Below are 23,788 nucleotides of genomic sequence, written 5' to 3'. Positions count from 1 at the left end.
ATCCTCTCAAAAGCACAATTACATTCTTTGTACGTCATACCTTGCATAACCGCTAGTCTCGTTTAGGCAAAGGAAGCCATTTCAATACGTCTTGAATCTTCGCATCCCAATAACCCCATTCATGTGCACCTGCTTCTTCCTCGTATGTCAGCTTGAAGTCCGTCTGTTCGCAAGCCTTTCTGAAGGACTGGTTATCTTCATAAAGGAAGTCTTCCGTTCCACAGCACTGATACAGTAACGGTCTTGCGTCTGGATTTTGCTTGCTCTCTTGCAGCAAATGAAGCAGATCATTCTCTGACCCGCTATTTGTGATCCGAAAATTCGTTTCATTTCAGCCTGCTGCAATGCAGATCCTCCAGTGTTGTTCAGGTGAGCAACCATGTCGAGTGCGCCAGATAAGCTAGCTGCCGCCGCATATTGCTCTGGTTTACGAAGCGCTAGCTTGAACGCACCGTAGCCACCCATTGATAGGCCAGCAACGAAGTTATCTTCACGTTGGTGGGATAGAGGGAAGAACGAGCGGGCGAGTGTTGGCAGTTCTTCACTAATAAATGTCCAGTAACGTCCACCCTCGGCCATATCCGTGTAGAAGCTGCGGTGAACCTGTGGCATAACAACGGCAATACCAAGATCAGCAACGTACCGTTCAATCGATGTTCTGCGCAGCCAGATGGAATCATCGTCCGAAAGACCATGCAACAAGTAGAGTGTAGGATGTAATCCTGTTCCAGTTACATTTTGCATGCCGATTTGAGTATGCGTTTGTTGTGGCAAAATAACATGCATACTCGTGCTTAATCCAAGTGTGTCTGAATAAAAATCACATTTAATAAGTGCCATCTAATAAAGTAACCCCTTTCATAAGTCCGATATGTAACCTTTACATCTCCCGTTTGGAAGCCTAGGGATATGAATTCTTCATGAAGCGTAGTATCTATTACACAGGTTATACCCAAAGCTCCCCTGATGCAATGACGAGATTAATATACGGTTGAGAATGACCCTCTTAACAACGTAACAATGTTATGTTACACTGTTTTCATTGACAAGGGGGTTCAACGATGACGGATGATTTGATCTCCAAAAAAGAATTATTAGACCTGACGGGCATTTCATATGGGCAGTTATATCGCTGGAAACGTAAAAATCTCATTCCGGAGGAATGGTTCATTCGGAAGTCTTCCTATACAGGACAGGAGACCTTTTTTCCGAAACAGCAGATTTTGCCACGAATCGATAAGATTATCCACATGAAGGACGGCTTATCGCTGGATGAGCTGGCGGATGTGTTCTCGCCATCATTAGGCGAAGTAGAGATGTCTGTCCAGCAACTACTAGATCGAAATATTGTTTCATTAGCATCTCTTGAATTGTTGACAGAAGCAGGTCGGGAGCAACCATTGTACGGTCTGGAGCAGATCATGATGCTTTATGTACTTGAGAAGCTATTAATGAGTGGAGATATCACAAGACAGGAAGGTTCGTTATTGATCGAAGTGATGTCAGATCATTATTACCGTTTCAGAGACAGAGCGAGTGAATTGCTGCTTATTCGCAAAATGGGTGTACCGACGTTTATGCTGGTTGGCGCAGGAGCGGAGCTTTATTTTGATCAGGGTGTAAAAGTGGTATTGAGAATTACGCTGGCAACGTTCATGGAAGAACTGAAACTTAAATTAGGGAATGTCTGAAAAGGGGAGAAATGAATGGAAGAGCGTCACATGAGAAATGACTTGAATGTAACAGGGTCTCGCAAAACGACAGGTGGGCACTATAATCGAGTGAATATCGATGGCATGGCCAAATTGGATGGAGATTTAGATTGCACATCGCTCAATGTAAATGGAACACTGAAAATCTATGGTGCGTTGTACACCGAGAGTGTAACCGTGAATGGTATGGCTAAAGTGGAAGGCGAGCTGCAAACGACCTCACTGGATGTAAATGGAACACTGGGCGTCCATGGCCCGGCACGCGCTGAGACTACAACGGTCAATGGGATGTGTACAATTAACGGCCCGCTGGTTAGTTCTCGTGTCCGTGTGGATGGCATGACAACCATTAATGGAGCTTTGGCTACGCCGGAGTTAACGGTGAACGGAAAATGCAACGTACGCGGCAGAGTGGACAGTGAACGCATCGATATCGGCGGGATGGCTACGATTGATGGAGATGTGCAGGGCGAGACGATTAGTGTTCAAGGTAACCTGAAGGTAGGAGGGCTACTGAACGCAGACACCGTGGAGATTCGTCTATATACGTCTTCTTCAGCTAGGGAAGTCGGTGGTGAACGGATTGATATTCGGCGTAGAGAGCGCAGTGGATTATGGAAAGCACTTGGTTTGGGTGGGGCTCCTTCTTTTCGAGCAGAACTGATTGAGGGAGATGAGATCATGCTTGAAGATACAGAAGCCGATACCGTTCGGGGTACACGAGTTCATATTGGGCGTGGCTGTAACATTAGGCTGGTCGAGTATTCGGGTGACTTGTCGGTAGATCCGGAAGCGAGAATAGGCCGCGTTGAACAAATCTGATACGAAAACTGATATGGATTGCTCGTTCACGATATATTGTTTTGGCGTAAAGCAATCGGTCCTTGGACTGATTAATGATTGCAACATTTCGGATATACTAATGCAGTCATATGAATAGATCGTGAATGGAGAGATTAAGAACGATGGCTGCAAGTAAAAATAAAATTGGATTTGTGCTGGCAGGGCTGCTGCTTAGCATACTCATGGCTTCAATGGATAACACCATTGTGGCTACGGCGATGGGCGATATCGTCGGCAAACTCGGAGGACTCGACAAGTTCGTTTGGGTAACCTCTGCATACATGGTTGCGGAGATGGCGGGCATGCCGATCTTCGGTAAACTGTCGGATATGTACGGACGGAAGAAGTTTTTTGTATTTGGTATCATTGTATTTATGCTCGGTTCGGCACTGTGCGGAACAGCGACATCTATCGTGGAATTAACGATGTATAGAGCCATTCAGGGAATTGGTGCGGGCGCACTGGTACCCATTGCATTTACGATTATGTTTGACGTTGTTGCGCCAGAGGCACGTGGCAAGCTGGGTGGATTGTTTGGTGCGGTATTTGGTCTATCCAGCGTATTTGGCCCGTTGCTGGGTGCTTACATTACAGAGTATGCGACGTGGGAGTGGGTTTTCTATATTAACCTGCCACTCGGTCTAATTGCGTTTCTGTTTATCACCATCTGTTATAAGGAATCACACCAGCATCAATCCCAGCAGATTGACTGGTTAGGTGCTGTAACACTGATTGGTGCCGTTGTCTGCCTCATCTTCGGTTTAGAATTGGGTGGTAAGACGTATGCGTGGGATTCGGCTCAGATTATCGGTTTGTTTGCCGGATTTGTCGTGCTGGCTCTATTGTTCCTGTTTGCAGAGACGAGAGCCAAGGAACCGATTATTTCCTTTGGTATGTTCCGCAATCGAGTGTATTGGTCCAGCAACGTGATCGCAATGTTCAGTGGAGCGGCGTTTATTACAGCTTCAGTGTACATACCGATTTTCATTCAAGGTGTTTTGGGCGGCAAAGCGACCAACTCAGGTCTGGTTTTACTGCCAATGATGCTTGGTTCGGTCGTAACAGCTTCGCTGGGCGGGGTATTAATGACCAAAATCAAGTACCGGAATATTATGATTCCCACACTGGCTCTGCTCGTGCTTGGGCTTGGATTGCTTACAACGCTGGATGAGGGATCATCACTCTGGACAATTCGCATCTTCATGGTTATGGTCGGGCTTGGCGTTGGCGCATCGTTCTCGGTGCTTAGCAATGCGGCGATGAATGCATTTGAACCACGGAGACGCGGAGCAGCTAGTTCTACGCTTAACTTTTTGCGATCTCTCGGGATGACGATGGGGATCACGATCTTTGGGATCGTCCAGAGCCAAGTGTTTACACGTAAAATGACTGAGGCGCTCGGGTCAGCAGCAGAGGCTGGTGGAGCGGGTGCATCTGGTGGGGGCATACCAGAGGGACTAAATTTGACAGATCCACATGCGCTGTTGTCGCCGGAATTAAGACAGGGTATTCCACCACAGATTCTGGAGGCCATCACACATGCGCTGTCTTCTTCCATTGTGCAGTTGTTTGCCTGGGCTGCCATTCCGGCTGCACTGGCTCTAATCGCTTCCTTCTTCATGGGCAATGAGAAGATGGTCATAGGCGAAGAGCAAGGCGAATATACAGGCGGTCATTAACTTCTTGCTGCATTAATACAGGAAAGACACACTTCACACGTTAACCGAAAGGTAGACGAGAGGTGTGTCTTTTTTTCTATAGAAGCTTTGACAATAAGCTGGATTAATTAAGGTTGTTTGGTATCCGAGATCCCATCCTCAACAATGGAAGGCTCTTGTTCATCAGGTATACTGCTGTTTCCCGGGCGTGCAATTAGGCGATTCTGTGCTTTGTACGTATCTCGTGAAATGGTTTTGGATTCGACGACTTTCCCATCGACCCGCTTCGTCCGTACAGTCTCGACAATATATCCAGGCTGTCCGTTTTGCAGCACCTGCTCTGCTCCATCGGGGAGAACGTTGCTGGATACGTATTTTACGGGAACACTTAACGTTTCAATCGTGCGAGATTCAAGGGCATAGTTGACATTCTCCGGAAATGTACCAAAAAACTTCACGACTAACCGATGGTTGTTGACCTCGGCATGAATAAGCAATGATTTGCCAGTGTTGTTTTTGAAGCGAAAGTTGATGGCTCCTGATGCAAAGGTGGCATCCAGTCCTTTTGGCAAATATTTAACCGGCAGGGAGTGATTGCGACGCTCAACGATATCAAGACCTGTGAGCAGTGCTGCATTATATATCGTGCTGGATACCTGGCAGATGCCCCCGCCAATTCCGGGTGTCAGTCGTCCGTTCACAATGACCGGCGCTTCGCGGAAGCCGAATTCTTTCTCGGCTTTTTGAACAATTTTCTCATAATCAAACATGGCACCTGGCTTCAGAATCATGCCGTCAATGGCTTCGGCTGCTGCGCTCACATTATGTACCCGACCCTCACTGCTATTGCCGAGCCCTGTCGAGAACTGAATGATTTTCCGTTCAATGCCCTCTGAGCGCAGGGAGTCCACCGTAACATCAGGTTTCATCGTATACAGTGGGAGCTGAATGCGGATCGAATCAGGTTTACCCTCCAAGTCTATTACACCGAAATCATGAGGTAGCTTGACCTGTAATTGACGGATTAGTTCATCCCAAGCGATGCGGCGTACACCTTTTTCCGGGATGTATTGAATCTTGTCGCTAGGCGTGATCCTGCGAACAGCATTGGAAGGAGAACCGAAGGTTTCTTTTTCCCACGCAGGGCTCAGTTGAGCTTTTAATGATGTCGCATCATACGTCAGTTCCACAGACCAATCTTCAGCCAGATGATAACGCGCATAGGCACGTTCCCATAAGTTTCCTTCCTCCAGTTGCTTCATGGCAAGTCGGAAGCTGGCTGCATCATAATGTGCGCCTGTTTGCGCAGCTGTAAAGGGTAGTGTTCTCGCGAGGGGTTCGTCCAGTTCCAAAATGACAGGCCACTCTTCCAACTGTTGTAATTTCTCATCCAGTTCAAGCATGACCTCCGCTCGATTCATTCCTCCGATCTGCCATCCACCCACCTGTAACTTCTGCGGTAACGACGGTTGGTTCACATACATATAGATCATTCCATAGGATGCGGAACCTAATAAGAGGATCGAGAACATTGCAATGACTGCCACGTGTATTTTTTTCATAACCGTACGCTCCTTTTTACTTCTGTTGTTCCGCACTTTGTAACACTTTCTATATATATGATCCAATGTAGGAAAACTTTCGGGTACTCAATAGGTAACAAATTTGTTACAATAAACTTCATATGAATCCATGCTTCACCATCAAAAAAGGTCGAAGTGGACTTCTCCTGATGAAATTCAGGTCTTTTTAAAGGAAATGCCGGGATTGTGTCGAAATGATAATGGCTAACTATGCGAGCAGGAAGTGATGATGTGATAGAAATGCAGGACGTGTGGAAGACCTACGCCAATGGGACCCACGCTTTACAAGGGGTGTCGGTGAAGATCGACCGCAATGAATTTGTCTATATCGTCGGTCCGTCTGGCGCAGGCAAATCGACATTTATGAAATTGATGTACAGAGAAGAAGTTCCGACAAAAGGACAAATATCCATTAACGGATTTAATATCGGTAAGCTGAAACCAAGGAAAATCCCTTATGTACGCCGTAACATCGGTGTTGTATTCCAGGACTTCCGACTGCTGCCTAAGATGACGGCGTTCGAGAATGTAGCTTTTGCTATGGAAGTTATTGAAGCACCGAAGCGTCATATCAAGAAACGAGTGATGGAAGTGCTTGATCTGGTGGGACTGCGTGGTAAGGCCAATCGTGAGCCTTCACAGCTCTCAGGTGGGGAACAGCAGCGTATTGCCATCGCACGAGCGATTGTGAATAATCCGTCGGTTATTATCGCGGACGAGCCTACAGGTAACCTTGATCCAGAGACGTCATGGGGAATTATGCAACTGCTGGATGAGATCAACTTCCGAGGAACAACAATCGTCATGGCAACCCATAACAAAGACATCGTAAATACGATGCGTAAACGGGTTATCGCCATTGAACGTGGACAGATCGTACGGGATCAGATGAGAGGAGAATACGGTTATGAATTTTAGTACTCTCTTGCGCCATTTGCGGGAGGGATTCAAAAACGTATTCCGCAACGGCTGGATGTCTGTGGCCTCCATCATGTCCATCATCGTATCCCTGCTTATTCTTGGTGTGTTTATGCTATTGGTATTGAATGTGAATTCGATGGCAAACCAAGTGGACAGTCAGGTGGAGATCAGCACGTTTCTTGAATTGAATGTGGACGAGCAGTTACGAAACACACTCGAACAAGAGATCAGCGCCATGCCTGAAGTAAGTGAAATTCGCTTTGTCTCCAAGGAAGAGGGACTGAAAGAGTTCCGTGAGCGTCTCGGAGACAGCGCAGATAATGTACTTAGCGGTTTCGATGTGGATAATAACCCACTACCGGAGACCATTGAAGTTGAGGTCATTGAACCGGAAACCGTTACTTTTGTAGCGCAAAAAATTGAAGCATTGAACGAGAAACACCCGGAGAAGCCGATCATGAAAGTGAATTACGGCAAGGAAACGGTGGAGGTATTGTTTAAATTTACGAAGCTGGTTCGTAACATCGGATTTATCTTCGTTGGGGGACTGGGTCTAATGTCTATGTTCCTGATCTCGAATACGATTCGCGTAACGATTCTTGCCCGTCGCCGAGAGATCGGCATCATGAAGCTGGTTGGAGCAACCAATACGTTCATTCGTTGGCCGTTCTTCATTGAAGGTGCGCTAATCGGACTGATTGGTTCAGCGGTTACAGTAGCCGTACTCTTCTTTGGGTACAGTCGTCTTATGGCGACCATTGGTCAGGATGTATTTATGCAGATGCTTAACCTTGTTCCGCTTGGTGATATCTGGGTGTTGTTCGCAACCTTATTGATCGGGCTAGGGGTATTGGTAGGTATTCTGGGCAGTACGCTGTCCATCCGTAAGTCCCTTAACGTTTAGAACTACGTATCCACGTAGAATGTTGAACGTTCGCAAACTAGAATGGCATAGCAGGTTCACAAAATGGAGCTGTTTGACGATATGTAGGAGAGACCGAATTTCTTAAGATGGAAGAAAGCAGAGAACATGTTTGTTCACTGCCTGTACAGGCTGCTTTCTTGTGAATTCATAGGATGGGAGATCGACATTTTGAAAAAAACCGCTTCGCTGCTAGCTATTACATTGTTAGCTAGCTTAACGTTTCAACCTTCGGACGGATATGCTAAGAGTAGCATTAGTGACATCGATCAGCAGATTCAACAACTAGAGAACAAGGCGGCCACAGCCAAACAAGAGCAGAAGAAGGCCGCTGCCAACAAAAAGGAAGCGCAGCATTACAAAAACAAAACGAATGCTTACTTGAAGGTTGTTATGGAGCAGATTAATGTCGTTAGTGATGAACTCGCAAACGTCTCATTACAGATAGAGAATACCGAAGAGGATCTACGTACAACGAAGAAAGATCTTCAAGCTGCAGAGGAACGGATCGTAGCCAGAGAGAAATTGCTGGAATCTCGTGTACGTCTGATGTATACCGACGGTGCTGTCTCCTATCTGGACGTATTATTGTCTTCCACAAGCTTCTCTGATTTCTTAACTCGTGCAGACTCGCTGAAAACGATCGTGGATCAAGATCAGCATCTACTTGATGAACATAAGAAGGACAAGCAGCTTGTTGTAGATAAAAAGGCAGAGCTGGATCAGCAGTATGCTGAAGCCAAGAGTCTGTACGCTCAGAAGAAGCAACGTAAGGCGCAGTTGAACGAGAAAGAGCAAGAGAAGCAAGTGCTTTTGGCTTCCTATGATGCTAAAATTGAAGAGTCCGAGGAATTAACGCAAGAGCAGGAAGATGTGTTGATGCAGATTGCTAGCAAACGTTCCGCTCTGTTGCAAGAGAAAAATAAATTGCGTGAGGAGCAGGCTGCCGCAGCAGCTAAAGCCAAAGCAGAAGCCGCAGCTCGTGCAGCAGCCAAAGCCAAAGCAGCTACCAGAGTTAGTACCGGAGGCAGTAGTGAAAGCAGCTCCGTAAGCTCCTATTCAGGTGGTAATGGGATTTTCAGTATGCCAATCTCTGGAGGTAGAATATCCTCATCGTTTGGTCCGCGTACTCACCCAATTACGGGTGAGGTAGGTAAGATGCATGCTGGTGTTGACTTTGCCGTTCCACAAGGTACTACAGTGCGTGCTGTTTCAGGTGGTGTTGTAATCGTTGCAGAGTGGATGAGCGGTTACGGTAATACGGTCATTATTGATCACGGTGGAGGACTGTGGACGCTTTACGCGCATAACAGTAGTCTGAGTGTTAGTAAGGGAGATACGGTATCTCGTGGGGACAAAATCTCAGAATCAGGTAATACCGGTAACTCCACTGGCCCTCACTTGCATTTTGAAGTACGTGACAATGGTACTCCAGTCAACCCTATGAATTATTTATAAGGAATATTTGTACCGTAAGAATGGAAAAAACATATTCCGTACAAGCTAGACATATACTAGGTTGGCATGTTCAGGAATTGGATTCGATGATCCATGAACTTAGAATGGTTCATAACTAAAGGCGGTGACAAACGGATGATGAAAAAAAGATCGGCGCTGCTGCTTGTCATTGGAGCCCTTCTCGGAGGAAGCTTACTTACATTGGTGTTAATGAGTTTTCCCGGCATGGCAAGTCCAACGACACCAGGTGAAGGCCTGTTAGCCAGTGTGACAGGTAATACACAGCAGAAGAACGAGCTGAAGAAGATTGAAACCGCGATGGATTTGATCTCCAAAAACTATTATAAAGACGTGGATCGAACCAAACTGATTGATGGTGCGATCAACGGAATGATGGAATCGCTTGGAGATCCATATTCCAACTATATGGGGCAGGAGACAGCAGCCCAGTTTGAGGAATCCATAGAGGGTTCATTTACTGGCATTGGTGCAGAGGTCTCGTCTCAGGATGGAAACGTGGTTGTTGTATCTCCAATCAAAGGATCACCAGCAGAGAAAGCTGGGATTCGGGCAAAAGATATCATCATGTCTGTCAACGGTGAAACGTTGCAAGGTCTGGAGCTAAATAAGGCCGTTAACAAAATCAGAGGCCCAAAAGGTAGTGAGGCGAAGGTACAGGTTAAACGCGCCGGATCTACCGAGCTGATTGAATTTGTCATTGTTCGGGACGACATTGATTTGGAGACGATCTATGCCCACATGGAAGATAATGGGGTGGGGGTTATCACCATCACACAATTCTCATTAAATACGGGTGAACGCTTCAAGGAAGAGTTAGCTAAGCTCGAGAAGCAGAACATGAAGGGTCTGATTATTGATGTGCGTAATGATCCAGGCGGTGTGCTGCAAGTCGTAATCGAAATTGCCGAGCAGTTTGTTCCAAAAGATAAGGTTATCGTTCAGGTTGAAGACAAGAACGGTAAGAAGGAACAAAGTAAGTCGAATGGCTCCGGTAAATCTTATCCGATCACTGTGCTGATGAACAAAGGTAGTGCAAGTGCATCCGAGATCTTGGCTGGAGCATTGCAACAATCCGCAGGCGCGACCTTGATCGGTGAGAACTCCTTCGGTAAAGGTACCGTACAGACGAGTTATGACAAGCAAATGGGTGACGGCAGCTTGCTGAAGATCACCATTGCAAAATGGCTCACACCGAACGGAGATTGGATTCATGAAAAAGGCATCAAGCCGGACATTGCGGTGAATCAACCGGATTACTTCTCGGTAGCACCGATAAATAAAGAGAAATTACCGCTGAAATATGACAGCAATAGCACGGATGTGAAAAGTGCGCAGACGATGCTGAGAGGACTTGATTTCAAGCCAGATCGAGTGGATGGATACTATGACCAGAAGACAGAAGAAGCGGTCAAAGCATTCCAGAAACAAAAAGGCATTCAGGCAACAGGCGAGATTGATGAGAAAACCGCAGAATCTCTAGAAGCGGCTCTGATTGAACGCATTGCCAATCCTCAATATGATGCACAGCTGAAGCGCGCGATCGAAAATGTCTCGAAGGATATTTCGGCTGCTGTGTCGAAGCCATAAAGAAGGCTGATTTTCAGCCTTCTTTTTTTCTGAACCGGCTGAAGGAGAGGAGTGACCGTCCACAATGGAATGGGCTTGGCCATGGTTAACTACATTAGGGGAAGCATTGTTGCAGTTGTTTATTCAGCCGTTTTATTATATTGCGGTAATCCTGATTGCACTCGTCTATCATCGGCAATTGTTACAGGAGCGTAAATTGTTCCACGTTCGCCTACAAAGTTCAATAACCCAGACGATTCGAACTGTGCTGGGAGGAATTCTACTCGGTATAATTGTCTCGATCATTTCGTTGTTCCTTGGAGCGCACCTTACTCTAAGCAGTGTAGTGTGCATATGGGTGGCTACTGTGTTCTTGGCATTGTTCCGGATTCGGTACTTATGCTTCGCATACGCGGCTGGATTGCTCGGTGTAGTACAGTTTGGGCTGAACCTAGCTTCTGACTGGCAACCTACGGGATGGCTGGGCAGTTCTACCGAGGCGATTAGAGCCTTAGATATGCCTGCACTTCTTGTGCTAGCCGCGATTCTACACCTCGGGGAAGCAATGTTGTTAAGGATGCAGGGTGTTTCAATGGCATCACCACTACTCTTTGAAGGTAAACGAGGCAAGCTGGTCGGCGGGTATCAGTTGCTGCATTTTTGGCCTATTCCGCTGCTAATCCTTGTACCTGTGACAGGGAGTGGTGCAGAGCTGGCATGGAATCCGCTCATGAACGCAGGGAATGGATATATGCTGGCGGCTCTACCGATCATGCTTGGATTCGGTGAAGTGACCCAGAGCATGCTTCCAGGACAGAAAGTGCAGATCTCTGCCAAGAGGTTGCTGATCTACGGGACAAGTCTTCTAGGGTTAAGTCTTCTGGCTGCATGGTGGTCACCATTCATGGTCGTTGCGGCTTTGGCTGCATTCATTGGACATGAATTGTTGGTATGGTATAGCAGTTTCGAAGAACAGCATCGGAGTCCAGTGTTCGTTCACCCTGAACATGGTCTGAAAGTGCTGGGTGTTATTCCGGATAGCCCAGCGGCTGAACTAGGTATTGAAGCAGGAGAGACCATCTATAAGGCGAATGGGGTCATGGTCCATTCGCCTGAGGAATTGCACCGTGCCTTGCGTATGAACTCAGCCTTCTGCAAGCTTGAGGTTCGTAATCATCAAGGAGAGAGCAAGTTCATGCAACGTGCCATCTATGAAGGCGAGCATCATCAGCTTGGAATTATTATGGCTCCAGATAATCATGAGGCCTGGGCAGTTCAACTTCGGCAGCATTCTCTGTTCCATATTGTTAGCCTTAAGGTCTTCGCTCGTCGAAAAGATCAGCGCAGCGAAGGGGCACCACTCGCTCTGCCTGCTCCTACGACAGGGGAATCGGGTTCTGTAGAGATGTAATGCAAATAAAGGGTATTTCCACAGCCTGCATAGGTCTGGTGTGGAAATACCCTTTTTGATTTTGTTCCATAAATGCATCTTCTCTGATACTGAAAGCCATACTTGTTGAGTTGATTTAGCTTGATTCTGTTTATCACTTTTTTATTTTTTTAATATGTAGATAGCGATCTGAGTCCGATCCCGTAGACTAAGCTTGCCAAGAATATCTGTCACATAGTTTTTGACCGTTCCTTCGCTTAGGAACAGCTTAGCGGCAATTTCTTTGTTGGACAGACCCTCCGAGATGGCTTTTGCCACAGACAATTCCATTCGTGTTAGTCCAGAGGACTTCAATGGATCATGTGCAGAAGGAGTAGGTGTGGGGCGAAGCAGCCCGGCGAGTTTGCTTGCAATATCGGGATGAATTAACATGTCCCCGCGATGAACGGTCTTAATTCCTTGAATAATCCGATCAGGCGGAACATTTTTGAGCAAATAACCACTTGCCCCGTTTTGCAGAGCTTGAATGATATATTCATCATCATCGAACGTTGTCAGCATTAAAATACGGATGTCTGGGTAACGCGTTTTAATAACCTTCGTACCTTCCACCCCGTCACATTCTGGCATGCGAATATCCATAAGGATAACGTCTGCATCTGCGCCTGAATCCAGTAAAGCGAGTGCCTCATGCCCGTTGCCCGCTGTTCCTGTCACTGTGATCGAAGGATCGAGTCCAATAAGTACCTTGAGGCTTTCGCGAATGAAGGGATCATCGTCAACCAGAATAAGCCGAATGTACGAAGAATGTGTTGGGCCAGAATGAGGTGCTGGATTATTTTCGTTGGGTTCAATCATGGAAACAATCACTTCCTTTTCAGATCATATCAGCTTGGCGTGGCAGAGGAAGGCGCGTAATGACGGTGTAAGGATAGGTGGACTGAATCTGTAATTCGCCGCCAACCAGTTGTGTGCGAAGACGCATACTTTCATGTCCCATCCCTAGTCCAGCAAGCGTTGCTGCTTGTGTTGACTGTGTTTGTGTTGATTGACTCGTACTGTGACCGGTATTGTGTTTGTCGGCTTCAGCCGTGAACACCGTGGATACTCCGCTAATAGATTCTACATTGGTCTGTCCGTCGTTGCTAACGGTCAATTGAATTTCATTTTCCCGGAATTGCAGTTCGACCCGAATACTCTTGGCATTCCCATGTCGCAGAGCATTGGTTACGGCCTCTTTGGCATTTTTGTATAAAACGATCTGTATGCTGGGATACAGGACATGTGCATTGCCTAGTTCCCGGTAACTTGTCTTCACACCTGTCTCACGGCCGACCTCTTCCAGTAAACGATCCAACGCATAGGTATCCGCTTGATAGGACTCAGGCTTCAGCTTATGAAGCGTTGTACGCATGTCATCCATACTTGCTGCGAGTTGATCCCGAATTTGTTTAACCATCTCGGTACCTTGTTCTGAATCCACTGGGAGGGTCAGGAGCGCTGCTTCGGACATCATCTTAGTGCGAATCAAGCGGTGTCCGATATCATCGTGGAGCTGCCGTGAAATTCGCGTGCGTTCTTCCGCTTGAGCCGCATCCTCCAGTTGCTTCGTGAATTGTACCATCTGTGCACGTGCATCCTGAAGCTCATAATGTTTATTGCGAAGCTCGTCATATACCTGTTCTAGCTGTCCACGGCTACTTGCAGTCCTTGAGCCTTGCCAGGAGATTACCGCAACGGTAACCAACAGCAGATTGCCGATAACCCATCCTGTAGTTTCTGGAGAGAGTGGGGAGTCCGCATTCGTTTGAAATGAGAATAGAAGAGGGGATGAGCCCGTAGACGTTGTGTAGTATTTATGTAATGCGATATTGCTGGCGATGAGTTGCGCTCCGAGTATTAACCAACGTGGTACTCCATCCAGTCGATAAATATATACATAAAGCATGGATATTGAAAGGAACAGCATAAATGGGCCGTATTGAGTAATGAGCCAGCAGTTCCATAGGATCTCAATGATCAGGAGCAATAGCCTTGGTAGATCAGCACGAGTGAAATCTTTCCCCACAGCGATCCCAATAGCAATAAGAATATGAAACGTATAGATTCCATCTTGTTCTTGCGGCAGTACGAGGATGTACAAGAGCGCTGGAACTAGAATGAGACCGTATTGAAGTGCTCGTATCGGCATATGGAGTGACATCCTTTAATTTTGAGATAAGAGGATCATAGAGAAAAAATTTATTACTGTGCTTTTTTGAACAAGTACCTGCCTGGTAATCCGTCCCTAATTATATCATACGCACCTTCTAGATCAGGAGATGACTTAAGTCACCTTCGATATATGACTTTTCGTACCTTCGCGCAAGGCAACAATTCGCTACAATAGAGTTATAACATCCGATGAAGGAAGCTAGAACGGGAGAAGGAGTGTGGGGATATGCCAATGCTTGAAGTGGATCAGGTCGTCAAACGTTACGGCAACAAGCTGTCGGTGGATCATCTGAATCTGAGCGTGAATAAAGGTGAGATTTTTGGATTATTAGGTCCAAATGGTGCAGGGAAAAGCACAACTATCAGTATGATTGCTGGGCTACTAAAAATGGATCAAGGCGAAATTCGCCTGGATGGCATCTCGGTTAAGGAACGGCCACTAGATGTAAAGCGCAAGATCGGTCTGGTACCACAGGATCTGGCATTGTACGAAACGATGACTGCGGCGGATAATGTCACCTTTTTTGCTAGATTGTATGGATTACGCGGCAAGCTACTGAAGGAGAGGGTACAGGAGTCGCTTGAATTTGTAGGTTTGCAGGACAAAGCCAAAGAAGTACCCTCCACTTTCTCAGGTGGAATGAAACGGAGACTGAACATTGCATGTGCAATTATGCATCGGCCGGATCTCATTATTATGGATGAACCAACGGTCGGCATAGATCCGCAATCACGTAATCATATTTTGGAGTCCGTGCGAACACTTAACAATATGGGGTCAACCATTATCTATACAAGTCATTACATGGAAGAAGTGGCTGCGATCAGTCATCGGGTGGCTATTATGGATCAAGGACATATCATCGCTTGTGGTACCGAGAAGGAATTGAGGGAGCGCGTAGCATCAACAGAAAAAATTGTACTTACTACCTCGGTCATTAATCCTGGTGCCATTGAAGAGATGAAACTTCATCCCCGTGTGAAGAATGTGGAAGTTGCTGACGACACCATTACGATTACAGTGCCTTCGGCGCAGCAGGATATGCAGGATATGCTTTTTATCTGTAACAAACATGACTTAGCTATTCAGTCCCTTCAAGTCGAAGAGCCTGATCTGGAAACATTGTTCCTTAATCTGACCGGACGTACGCTTCGAGACTAAGGAGGATTTCAGATGAACATGTGGCATATATGTGCTTTTGAGCTTAGACGTATTTTGAAAATACGAAGTGTATTATTAAATCTATTTATACTTCCATTACTTCTGATCTTTATATTAGGTACAGCTCTGTCGGGAACGATGGGATCGGGTGAAGATGCTGTTATTAAATCTGTTCGAGTTGGCATCATTCATTCTACAGAAGCAACAGAGAATTCCGTTGTAGATGAGGCTTTACAGGCATTTTTGACCTCTCCAGCGATATCAGACATGTTGAAGGTAAGGGATATGGCTTCAGAGGAAGATGCCATAAGTGCTCTCAGACAGGGAGAATTGGATTTTGCTGTAATCCTACCAAGTGGTCTACAGGATCAGCTTGTGGCAGGTAAAGGCGCAGAATTGCAGTGGATATTGGGCAAAGACAACACGCTTAATATGGTGGGGCAGACTGTATTTACAAGGTTCACAGATGAACTGAACAGACAGGTCGCCATTGCAAAAGTGCTTGGTCCAGAAGTGATCGCAGCGATGGCATCTGTGCCAGATACGGATCTGACAGAGCCTACCTATATCACCACAAGTAGTCCGGGTAAGGCAGGCAATTCTTACAGTGCATCGCAATATTACGCAGCCTCCATGCTGGCTATGTTTATGCTCTACTCTGGCCTGACGACGATTAGTAGTTTGTTCTCGGAAAAGGACAAAAAAACGTTGATTCGGCTTCAGGCAGCTCCAATAGGAAATGGCATTATCTTTGCCGGGAAAATTGCTGGAAACAGCCTGCTTGCCTTCATGCAAGCCATCATTATTATTGTCATGACCTATTGGTTGTACGGCGTGAATTGGGGGAGCCATCCTTGGTTGATTATCCTGATCTGTGTGTTGATTACAATCGCTTCAATGACGATTGGCATTATCGTAGCACTCGTTAGCAAAAATGCGACATCAGCAAGTGGGATGATGCAAGCCATCATTATTGCAATGACGTTCATCAGCGGTGGTTTTACACCGATTGCCGTTGACTTGGTACACCGAATAAGCGAATTTACAGTCAATCATTGGGCTCTACAGAGCTTCTTACGAATGATGCTAGATTCTCCTGTGAGCGAGATTATGCATAATATCGTCATGCTTGGTGTCGTTAGCTCCGTTCTGATTCTAATCGCAGGTGTAATCTACAGAAAGGTAGGGTACCGCTATGAATAGTCTACATATCGCCTGGCTTATGATTAGACGAACGTTGGGGCGTAAACGAGGAGTCATTACGTTTCTGCTCCTGCCTTGTTTAGTTGTGACAGGTACGGTATTTCTATTTGGCAATGAGCAGGCGAGTCGAGCGATCATTCCGTATGTCAATGAGGATCAAGGTGTAGCTGGTGAATGGATCATAAGCCAGCTTGGTCATAAAGAGGAGTACTTACTCAAGCCGTTGAGTACAGAAGCTGAAGTGAAGGAAGCTATTGCTCGGCAAGAGGGAAGCACAGGACTTGTTATTCCGGCGCAGTATACAGAGAATCTGTTACTTGGGAAGCAAGCTCCACTGGAACTGATCGAAATGCGTGTGAGTGAAGAATCCTACACATTCAGAGCTGCCGTAGACGGGATGACCGTAGGGTTGAATCAATTGGCATCAGCCGTACACGCCGGAACAGGTGAAGTTTCGAATATAGCTTCAGATCAACAGACGAATCAAGAAAAATTGGAAAAACTACTACAGGAAACAGACAAATCTGCTATTACAGGTAAAGCTGTTGACCTACAGATCTATCCGAAGCCGGGTCTAAATAATGTGACTGGGTTTACGATCATGTTTATGATGGGTTTATTGACAAGCGCTGTATCCGTTATTCTGGAAGATCGCAGACAGTTAACGATGGCGAGAGTCTATACCGCACCAGTACGATCTTATGAAATTGCAGTCGGCAATTTCCTGGGGAGTTTTATCATCGGTATCATTCAAATTGTTCTAGTATTAGGCATTAGCCGATGGGTGCTGCATTATGACGCTGGCCTTTCATTTGGTGTACATTTCCTCATTCTGGCAGCATTTATGTTAGTCTCCATGGGAATTGCGAGTGCCGTTGCTGGATTGATCCGCGAGTCTAAAAATGCAAACATGTTAAATTCGCTTATCATCACACCAACTTGTATGATCGGTGGGTGCTTCTGGCCACTCTCAATTATGCCTGAATATATGCAGAAGATCGCTAACTTTGTTCCGCAAAAATGGACGATTCAAGCTGTGGAGACGATCTCCGCTGGAGGCACGTTGTCTGATATCCAGCTCCCTTTACTGATTTTGTTTGGTATGGCAGCTATTCTACTTGCTGTAGGTTCAGTCATTTTGCGCCCTAGTGAACGCGGTATGGATGCATAATAACGTATAATTTCGAAGAAGCCGGATGCTTAAGTGAGCATTCGGTTTTCTTTATTTTCATGGACGAATGAAGTTATGTCTATGCTCTAGAGATCGATTATGATAGATTGTTCGGTAGAGTCACAAGTAGATGTTGAGAAGAAAGAAGGTACAAGCATCATGACAATCATAGGTATAGATCTAGGAACAACGAATAGTTTAGTATCTTGCTGGTTTAATGGAGAGCCTCAGATTATCCCAAATGCGCTTGGCAATCGTTTGACGCCTTCTGTGGTAAGTGTGGATGAGAATGAGGAGATTGTAGTAGGGGAGATTGCTAGAGAACGTTTGATTACACATCCGGAGAGAACAGCTTCTGTATTCAAAAGATACATGGGTACTGGGCGAACATTTGAACTGGGTACATATCAATTTTTACCGGAAGAATTATCTGCGTTTATTTTGAAATCACTCAAGGCAGATGCGGAGGCGTATCTTGGAGAGACAGTGACTGAGGCTGTGATTAGTGTACCGGCTTATTTCAATGATGCACAGCGTAAGGCAACGAAGCGTGCAGGGCAATTGGCTGGGCTTCAAGTGGAACGTTTGCTTAGCGAGCCCACTGCCGCGGCTATTGCTTATGGTTTACATCAACATGAACCGGAAACCAAGTTTCTGGTATTTGATCTAGGAGGCGGTACGTTTGATGTATCCGTACTGGAATTATTTGATCAGATCATGGAAGTGAAATCTGTCGCTGGAGATAATTTTCTGGGAGGCGAAGATTTTACACGTTTACTCGTGGATTCGTTTACTGAGGAACACCAAATACAGCAGGAGAGCTTATCCAACAAGGAACAGTCGGCGCTTTGGAAGCAGGCAGAGCTGTGTAAGCAGGCGATTAGCAATGGTCGTGAAAGTAAGATGATGCTAACACTTGAAGAGGGATTGAAGGAGCTGGTTGTAGATCGTGCGCGTTTTGATCTGGCGGCCAAGCCACTGTTAGCTCGTTTACAGAGACCTGTTGAACGTGCATTACGTGATGCATCCGTTAAACTGAGTGAACTGGATGCTGTGATCCTCGTAGGCGGGGCAACACGCATGCCGATCATCTACTCGTTTACCGGTAAATTGTTCGGAAGGCTGCCTGCGAATCATTTACATCCAGATGAAGCGGTAGCGCTAGGTGTAGGTATTCAGGCTGCGATGAAGGAACGACACCAAGACCTGGAGGAAGTAATTCTAACCGATGTATGTCCGTATACTTTAGGTACTTCTGTCTCCGTGCGACTGGACAATGGAGGGTTTGAATCAGGAATGTTCTCGCCGATCATTGAACGTAATACGGTTATCCCTGTAAGCAAAATGGAACGTTATTATACGCTGCATCATAATCAAACTTTGATCACCGTTGACATTTACCAGGGGGAGAGTCGGCTAGCTAAAAATAATGTGAAATTGGGCGAGGTACCCATAAGCGTCCCGCCAGCTCCAGCCGGGGATCAAGCAATCGACGTTCGTTTTACATATGACATCAACGGGATTTTAGAAGTGGAGGTCTCATCTGTGGAGACAGGGGAGAAAAAGGTTGCTGTCATCCAAGGAAAGGATAATGATCTGTCCCAAGAGGAAATTGCGGAGCGCTTCAAAGCACTGGAAGCCATCAAAATTCATCCGCGCGACCGGATGGAGAATCGTTTGTTGTTAGCTCGTGGCGAGCGTATGTATGAAGAATCGTTAGCAGAACAGCGAGTGGTGATTGCCGAGGTTATGCTGCGGTTCGAAGAGACACTTAAACGTCAGGATGATCGTGAAATTAAGAAAGAAGCACAGAAACTCAAGGAAGTTTTGGATCAAATAGAACGTGTTCGAGAGTGATACGAGAGTTAAATGAAATAGCTAACATACCGTTGATTGAATCGTGATCCATACGAAGAAGGCACGTCCAATTTGAATGATTTCAACTTGAACGTGCCTTCTATAATACTATTTGTAAGAATCATCGTCGTATTTAAGAAATGAATGATGCAATGAAGAGAGTTAAGGTTGTAATTGTCGTAGCACCGTAATTTCTACGCGCCGATTCTTCTGACGGCCAGCCTCGGTGGAGTTATCTCCAGTAGGTCGTGTGTCTGCATATCCGGCATATTGGAATCCGTCGGGATCCAGCTTTTCTTGATCTAGGAAAAATCGCAGGATGGATAAGGCACGTTCACCAGACAACTGCCAGTTATCTTTATAGGAAGAGTTGGCTCCAATAGGTACGTTATCGGTGTGACCTTCGATGCTAACAACAGTGTTCAAGTTACGGAATAGACTTGCAAGTTTGCTAAGTATGGGTGCAGCATTATCTTTCAGTGCGGCCTGTCCTTGATCAAACAGAAAACGATCGCTTAGCGTAATAGAGATGCCTTGTGGTTTGTCCGCCACAAAAATCTGATCATTGAGACTGTTATCCTCGATATACTGTGTAATCGTATTGAATAGATTTTGCAGCTCTTCTTCCTGTGACCTGAATTGCTTCTCCCGCTCTGTGAGAGGCTGGTTATCACTATCGGTAGTATCCGGCTCCGGATCTGTATCCGTAGGATTCTGTTCTTCATTGTCGGGTGGAGTAGGTTTCGTAACCGTTTCGCCTACAATGCCACTACCACCTTCAAGTATGGAATTCGATTGGTTAAACGTATTTTGCAGCGATTGTGTCACAACATTATATTTACCGGAATCCGGATTACTCATCGCGTACATAATGACAAAGAATATCAGCAGAAGGGTGATGAGATCAGCATAAGTAATCATCCAACGATCCCGATGTTCACCAGGCTCACGTTTTGCGCGCCGATTACTGCGCCGACTCATCGAATCCCTCCTTTAGTACAGGTTGAGTGATCTCACGATGTGTTAATGTGAATGATTCTAGGCGTTTGCGGACAAGTTGAGGATTCTCCCCATTTTGGATAGCAAGTACACCTTCAAGTATCATTTCCATGAGCTGTATGTCTTCCGCACCGCGGGATTTAATCTTGGAAGCGATGGGTAAAAAGATTAGATTGGCACTCGCTACACCATATAAAGTGGCTGTGAAGGCAACAGCGATGGCAGGGCCAAGTCCTGTCGGATCAGTTAGACTTCCTAGTACTTGGATTAGACCCATTACGGTACCGATAATCCCCATGGTCGGTGCATAACCACCAGCAGCTTCAAAAATTTTGGCATACCCATCATGTTTCTGTTCAACAGAATCAATCTCCATCTCCATGATCTGCCGAATGACATCTTGATCGGTACCGTCAACAACCATTTGAATGCCGTCTCTTAAAAATGGATGTGGGTGATCGGTTACTTTACGTTCTAAGGCGAGCACGCCTGAGCGGCGGGCGATGGTTGACATGTCCACCAGTTCGTCGACCCACTGGCTTGATTCGTTGTCTTTCCGTCCAAAGGCCATGCGCAGTGCAGCCGGAATTGTACGTAACCGGTTAGCCGGGAAGCTAGCAACGACGGCAGCGATTGTTCCACCAAATACAATTAATGCAGCTGTTTTTTGTAACAACCCAGAAACTTGGCCGCCTTCCCACAAAAAACCGCCGATGACTGCGGCAATCCCGGCAATGATGCCGATAAGTGTCGCAATATCCATAAATTAACCCACTCCTGTCTTCACTTCACGTTTGCATCACTTGAACGAACGAGGTATAATCTAACGGGAACAAATATTCCTATGCCTATAAGTTTTCCCATATAAAATTTCGGGGAACTTCGACAATATATAAGTGACTATTATTTTAGACGATAGGGTGAGATACGGCAATGAGCGATATTGTAATGAGTGACAAAACGTTCGAAATCGAGTCTGAGTTTTCTCCCCAAGGTGACCAGCCTGTAGCCATTGAACAATTGGTTCAGGGTGTTCGGGAAGGAAAGAGGTATCAGACACTACTGGGTGCAACCGGTACAGGTAAGACATTTACCATTGCACAGACCATTGCGAAGCTTCAACGTCCAACGCTGATTATTGCCCATAATAAAACGTTGGCAGCTCAGCTTGCGAGTGAATTCAAAGATTTCTTTCCTAATAATATGGTTGAGTACTTCGTCAGCTATTATGACTACTTCCAGCCGGAGGCGTATATTCCGTCCTCGGATACGTATATCGAGAAGGATTCCAGCATCAATGAAGAGATCGACAAACTGCGTCACGCAGCAACGAGTTCATTATTTGAACGTAGGGATGTCATCATTGTAGCCAGCGTGTCCTGCATTTATGGTTTAGGTTCGCCGTCTGCTTACTCCAGCATGTTATTGTCATTGCGGGTAGGTATGGAGAAACCGCGTAATCAGATTTTGTCCCGTTTGGTAGAAATACAGTATCAGCGGAACGATATTAACTTTGTAAGGGGTACGTTCCGTGTACGCGGTGATGTCATTGAGATTTTCCCAGCTTCTAAAGGTGAACATGCGATTCGGGTCGAGTTATTTGGTGATGAGATTGAGAAGATTACCGAGATTGATGTATTGACCGGAGAACTAGTAGGAGAACGTGAACATATTGCGATCTTCCCAGCATCTCACTTCGTAACCCAAGAAGAGACGATGCGGGTTGCATTGGTCAACATTGAACGTGAACTTGAAGAACGCCTTGAAGTGCTTCGCGAACAAGGGAAGTTGTTGGAAGCTCAGCGACTGGAACAACGTACACGTTATGATATTGAAATGATGAAGGAAGTGGGCTTCTGTTCAGGAATCGAGAACTATTCCGGACCACTGACCTTCCGTGAACGTGGAGATACGCCGTATACACTGATGGATTATTTTCCAGATGACATGTTGATCGTGGTGGATGAGTCTCACGTAACGTTGCCACAGATTCGTGCAATGTATAACGGTGACCAAGCGAGGAAAACGGTTCTGGTTGAACACGGATTCCGGCTTCCATCTGCGCTCGATAATCGTCCACTCAAATTCGATGAGTTTGAAGAGAAGATGAATCAGATTATCTACGTATCGGCTACGCCAGGTCCATATGAGATTGAGCATACCGATATGATGATACAGCAGATTATTCGTCCTACGGGTCTACTTGATCCAATTATCGAGCTGCGCCCAACGAAGGGACAGATTGATGATCTGATTGCAGAGATCAATGACCGCATTGCCAAAGACGAACGTGTGTTAATCACGACGTTGACGAAGAAGATGTCTGAGGATCTAACTGACTATCTGAAAGAGATCGGCATTAAAGTTCGATATCTTCACTCTGAGATCAAGACACTAGAGCGGATGTCGATTCTGCGTGATCTAAGGCTTGGTACGTTCCATGTCTTAATCGGCATCAACTTGCTGCGGGAAGGATTGGATCTACCTGAGGTATCCTTGGTTGCGATCCTAGATGCGGATAAGGAAGGATTCCTTCGTTCCGAGCGTTCTCTGATTCAGACCATTGGACGTGCGGCGCGGAATAGTGATGGTCGAGTTATTCTTTATGGTGACAAAGTGACGGATTCTATGGATAAGGCAATCAAAGAGACGGAGCGCCGTCGTGAAATCCAGATGGCCTACAATGAGAAACACGGCATTACACCACAGACGATTCGCAAAAAGGTACGTGATGTGATTGAGGCAACGAAGGTTGCCGAATCGAAGAACGAATTCCTTACAGGCGCTGCAGAGAAAATGTCCAAGAAGGAACGTCAGTCGCTTATACAGCGCCTAGAAGTAGAGATGAAAGATGCAGCGAAAAACTTGCAGTTTGAGCGTGCTGCTGAGCTTCGTGACGCACTGTTGGAACTACGCGCAGAGTAGGCAATCGAACAATAACGCAACAATTACAGACATGTTCGTAAAGAAGGATTTGCAACAAGAGAACGGCCTATGGGCCGTTCTCTTGTTCAGTAAGGAAAATAGTATGGATTGCCGATAAATAGACATGTTGGAATGTTCTCTTCACGGCTATACTAGTAGAAAAGTTGAATTTGGTTAAAAGGT

General features: G+C 46.0%; 18 protein-coding genes and 1 pseudogene. 13 read left to right on the top strand and 6 right to left on the bottom strand.

The genetic code is table 11. The features are described 5' to 3' along the window. Positions 1–52: 52 nt before the first annotated feature. Positions 53–840, bottom strand: a pseudogene (locus DMB88_RS26790) (alpha/beta hydrolase). A 221-nt stretch (positions 841–1,061) separates the two neighbouring features. Between DMB88_RS26790 and DMB88_RS26785 the strand changes: the two are divergent. From DMB88_RS26785 to DMB88_RS26775, 3 genes are all read left to right on the top strand, one after another. Further along, positions 1,062–1,691: a YhbD family protein gene (locus tag DMB88_RS26785; protein ID WP_128103724.1), complete on the top strand. Its 630-nt coding sequence runs from the start codon at positions 1,062–1,064 to the stop codon at positions 1,689–1,691. Between the two features lie 15 nt (positions 1,692–1,706). Continuing rightward, positions 1,707–2,534, top strand: a complete 828-nt coding sequence (locus tag DMB88_RS26780) for a polymer-forming cytoskeletal protein (RefSeq protein WP_128103723.1) — start codon at positions 1,707–1,709, stop codon at positions 2,532–2,534. A 143-nt stretch (positions 2,535–2,677) separates the two neighbouring features. Continuing rightward, complete coding sequence (locus DMB88_RS26775; RefSeq protein WP_128103722.1) at positions 2,678–4,234, top strand: MDR family MFS transporter; 1,557 nt, start codon at positions 2,678–2,680, stop codon at positions 4,232–4,234. A 107-nt stretch (positions 4,235–4,341) separates the two neighbouring features. Here the strand turns inward: DMB88_RS26775 and DMB88_RS26770 are convergent, their stop codons facing one another. After that, complete coding sequence (locus tag DMB88_RS26770) at positions 4,342–5,775, bottom strand: VanW family protein (RefSeq protein ID WP_128103721.1); 1,434 nt, start codon at positions 5,773–5,775, stop codon at positions 4,342–4,344. Positions 5,776–6,027: 252 nt separating this feature from the next. On the opposite strand from DMB88_RS26770, the gene ftsE reads away from it, so the two are divergent. The 5 genes from ftsE (at position 6,028) to DMB88_RS26745 (ending at position 12,095) form a co-directional block, all read left to right on the top strand. Next, positions 6,028–6,714, top strand: a complete 687-nt coding sequence (gene ftsE / locus DMB88_RS26765; protein WP_128103720.1) for a cell division ATP-binding protein FtsE — start codon at positions 6,028–6,030, stop codon at positions 6,712–6,714. After that, positions 6,704–7,621 (top strand): permease-like cell division protein FtsX, encoded by a 918-nt coding sequence (gene ftsX, locus DMB88_RS26760; protein ID WP_128103719.1) that lies wholly within the window; start codon positions 6,704–6,706, stop codon positions 7,619–7,621. Before ftsE ends, ftsX begins: the two co-directional genes overlap by 11 nt. Positions 7,622–7,810: 189 nt before the next feature. Then, positions 7,811–9,097: a murein hydrolase activator EnvC family protein gene (locus DMB88_RS26755; RefSeq protein WP_128103718.1), complete on the top strand. Its 1,287-nt coding sequence runs from the start codon at positions 7,811–7,813 to the stop codon at positions 9,095–9,097. A 135-nt stretch (positions 9,098–9,232) separates the two neighbouring features. Then, positions 9,233–10,705 (top strand): S41 family peptidase, encoded by a 1,473-nt coding sequence (locus DMB88_RS26750; protein ID WP_128103717.1) that lies wholly within the window; start codon positions 9,233–9,235, stop codon positions 10,703–10,705. A 64-nt stretch (positions 10,706–10,769) separates the two neighbouring features. After that, positions 10,770–12,095, top strand: a complete 1,326-nt coding sequence (locus DMB88_RS26745) for a PDZ domain-containing protein (protein ID WP_128103716.1) — start codon at positions 10,770–10,772, stop codon at positions 12,093–12,095. A gap of 141 nt (positions 12,096–12,236) precedes the next feature. Here the strand turns inward: DMB88_RS26745 and DMB88_RS26740 are convergent, their stop codons facing one another. Together DMB88_RS26740 and DMB88_RS26735 are read right to left on the bottom strand one after the other, a co-directional pair. Next, positions 12,237–12,932: a response regulator gene (locus tag DMB88_RS26740; protein ID WP_128103715.1), complete on the bottom strand. Its 696-nt coding sequence runs from the start codon at positions 12,930–12,932 to the stop codon at positions 12,237–12,239. Positions 12,933–12,951: 19 nt separating this feature from the next. Further along, positions 12,952–14,265, bottom strand: a complete 1,314-nt coding sequence (locus DMB88_RS26735; RefSeq protein ID WP_164848797.1) for a sensor histidine kinase — start codon at positions 14,263–14,265, stop codon at positions 12,952–12,954. A 249-nt stretch (positions 14,266–14,514) separates the two neighbouring features. On the opposite strand from DMB88_RS26735, the gene DMB88_RS26730 reads away from it, so the two are divergent. From DMB88_RS26730 to DMB88_RS26715, 4 genes are all read left to right on the top strand, one after another. Then, positions 14,515–15,450 (top strand): ABC transporter ATP-binding protein, encoded by a 936-nt coding sequence (locus tag DMB88_RS26730; protein ID WP_128103713.1) that lies wholly within the window; start codon positions 14,515–14,517, stop codon positions 15,448–15,450. Positions 15,451–15,462: 12 nt separating this feature from the next. After that, positions 15,463–16,653 (top strand): ABC transporter permease, encoded by a 1,191-nt coding sequence (locus DMB88_RS26725; protein ID WP_128103712.1) that lies wholly within the window; start codon positions 15,463–15,465, stop codon positions 16,651–16,653. Next, complete coding sequence (locus DMB88_RS26720) at positions 16,646–17,824, top strand: ABC transporter permease (RefSeq protein WP_128103711.1); 1,179 nt, start codon at positions 16,646–16,648, stop codon at positions 17,822–17,824. The genes DMB88_RS26725 and DMB88_RS26720 overlap by 8 nt, the downstream gene beginning before the upstream one ends. Positions 17,825–17,983: 159 nt before the next feature. Continuing rightward, the gene (locus DMB88_RS26715; RefSeq protein ID WP_128103710.1) at positions 17,984–19,681 is read left to right on the top strand and encodes a molecular chaperone HscC; all 1,698 of its coding nucleotides are present in this window, start codon (positions 17,984–17,986) and stop codon (positions 19,679–19,681) included. 162 nt (positions 19,682–19,843) lie between these two features. Here the strand turns inward: DMB88_RS26715 and DMB88_RS26710 are convergent, their stop codons facing one another. Continuing rightward, on the bottom strand, positions 19,844–20,662 hold the full coding sequence (locus tag DMB88_RS26710) for a flagellar motor protein MotB (RefSeq protein WP_128103709.1): 819 nt from the start codon (positions 20,660–20,662) through the stop codon (positions 19,844–19,846). Next, positions 20,646–21,443 (bottom strand): flagellar motor protein, encoded by a 798-nt coding sequence (locus DMB88_RS26705; protein ID WP_128103708.1) that lies wholly within the window; start codon positions 21,441–21,443, stop codon positions 20,646–20,648. Before DMB88_RS26705 ends, DMB88_RS26710 begins: the two co-directional genes overlap by 17 nt. A gap of 170 nt (positions 21,444–21,613) precedes the next feature. Between DMB88_RS26705 and uvrB the strand changes: the two genes are divergently transcribed. Then, entirely contained in the window at positions 21,614–23,605 is a 1,992-nt protein-coding gene (uvrB, locus tag DMB88_RS26700) for an excinuclease ABC subunit UvrB (protein ID WP_128103707.1), read from the top strand. The last annotated feature ends 183 nt before the right edge of the window (positions 23,606–23,788 follow it).

The sequence above is a fragment of the Paenibacillus sp. DCT19 genome, from assembly GCF_003268635.1.
Lineage (GTDB): Bacteria > Bacillota > Bacilli > Paenibacillales > Paenibacillaceae > Paenibacillus.
This window is presented reverse-complemented; position numbering and strand designations above follow the sequence as displayed.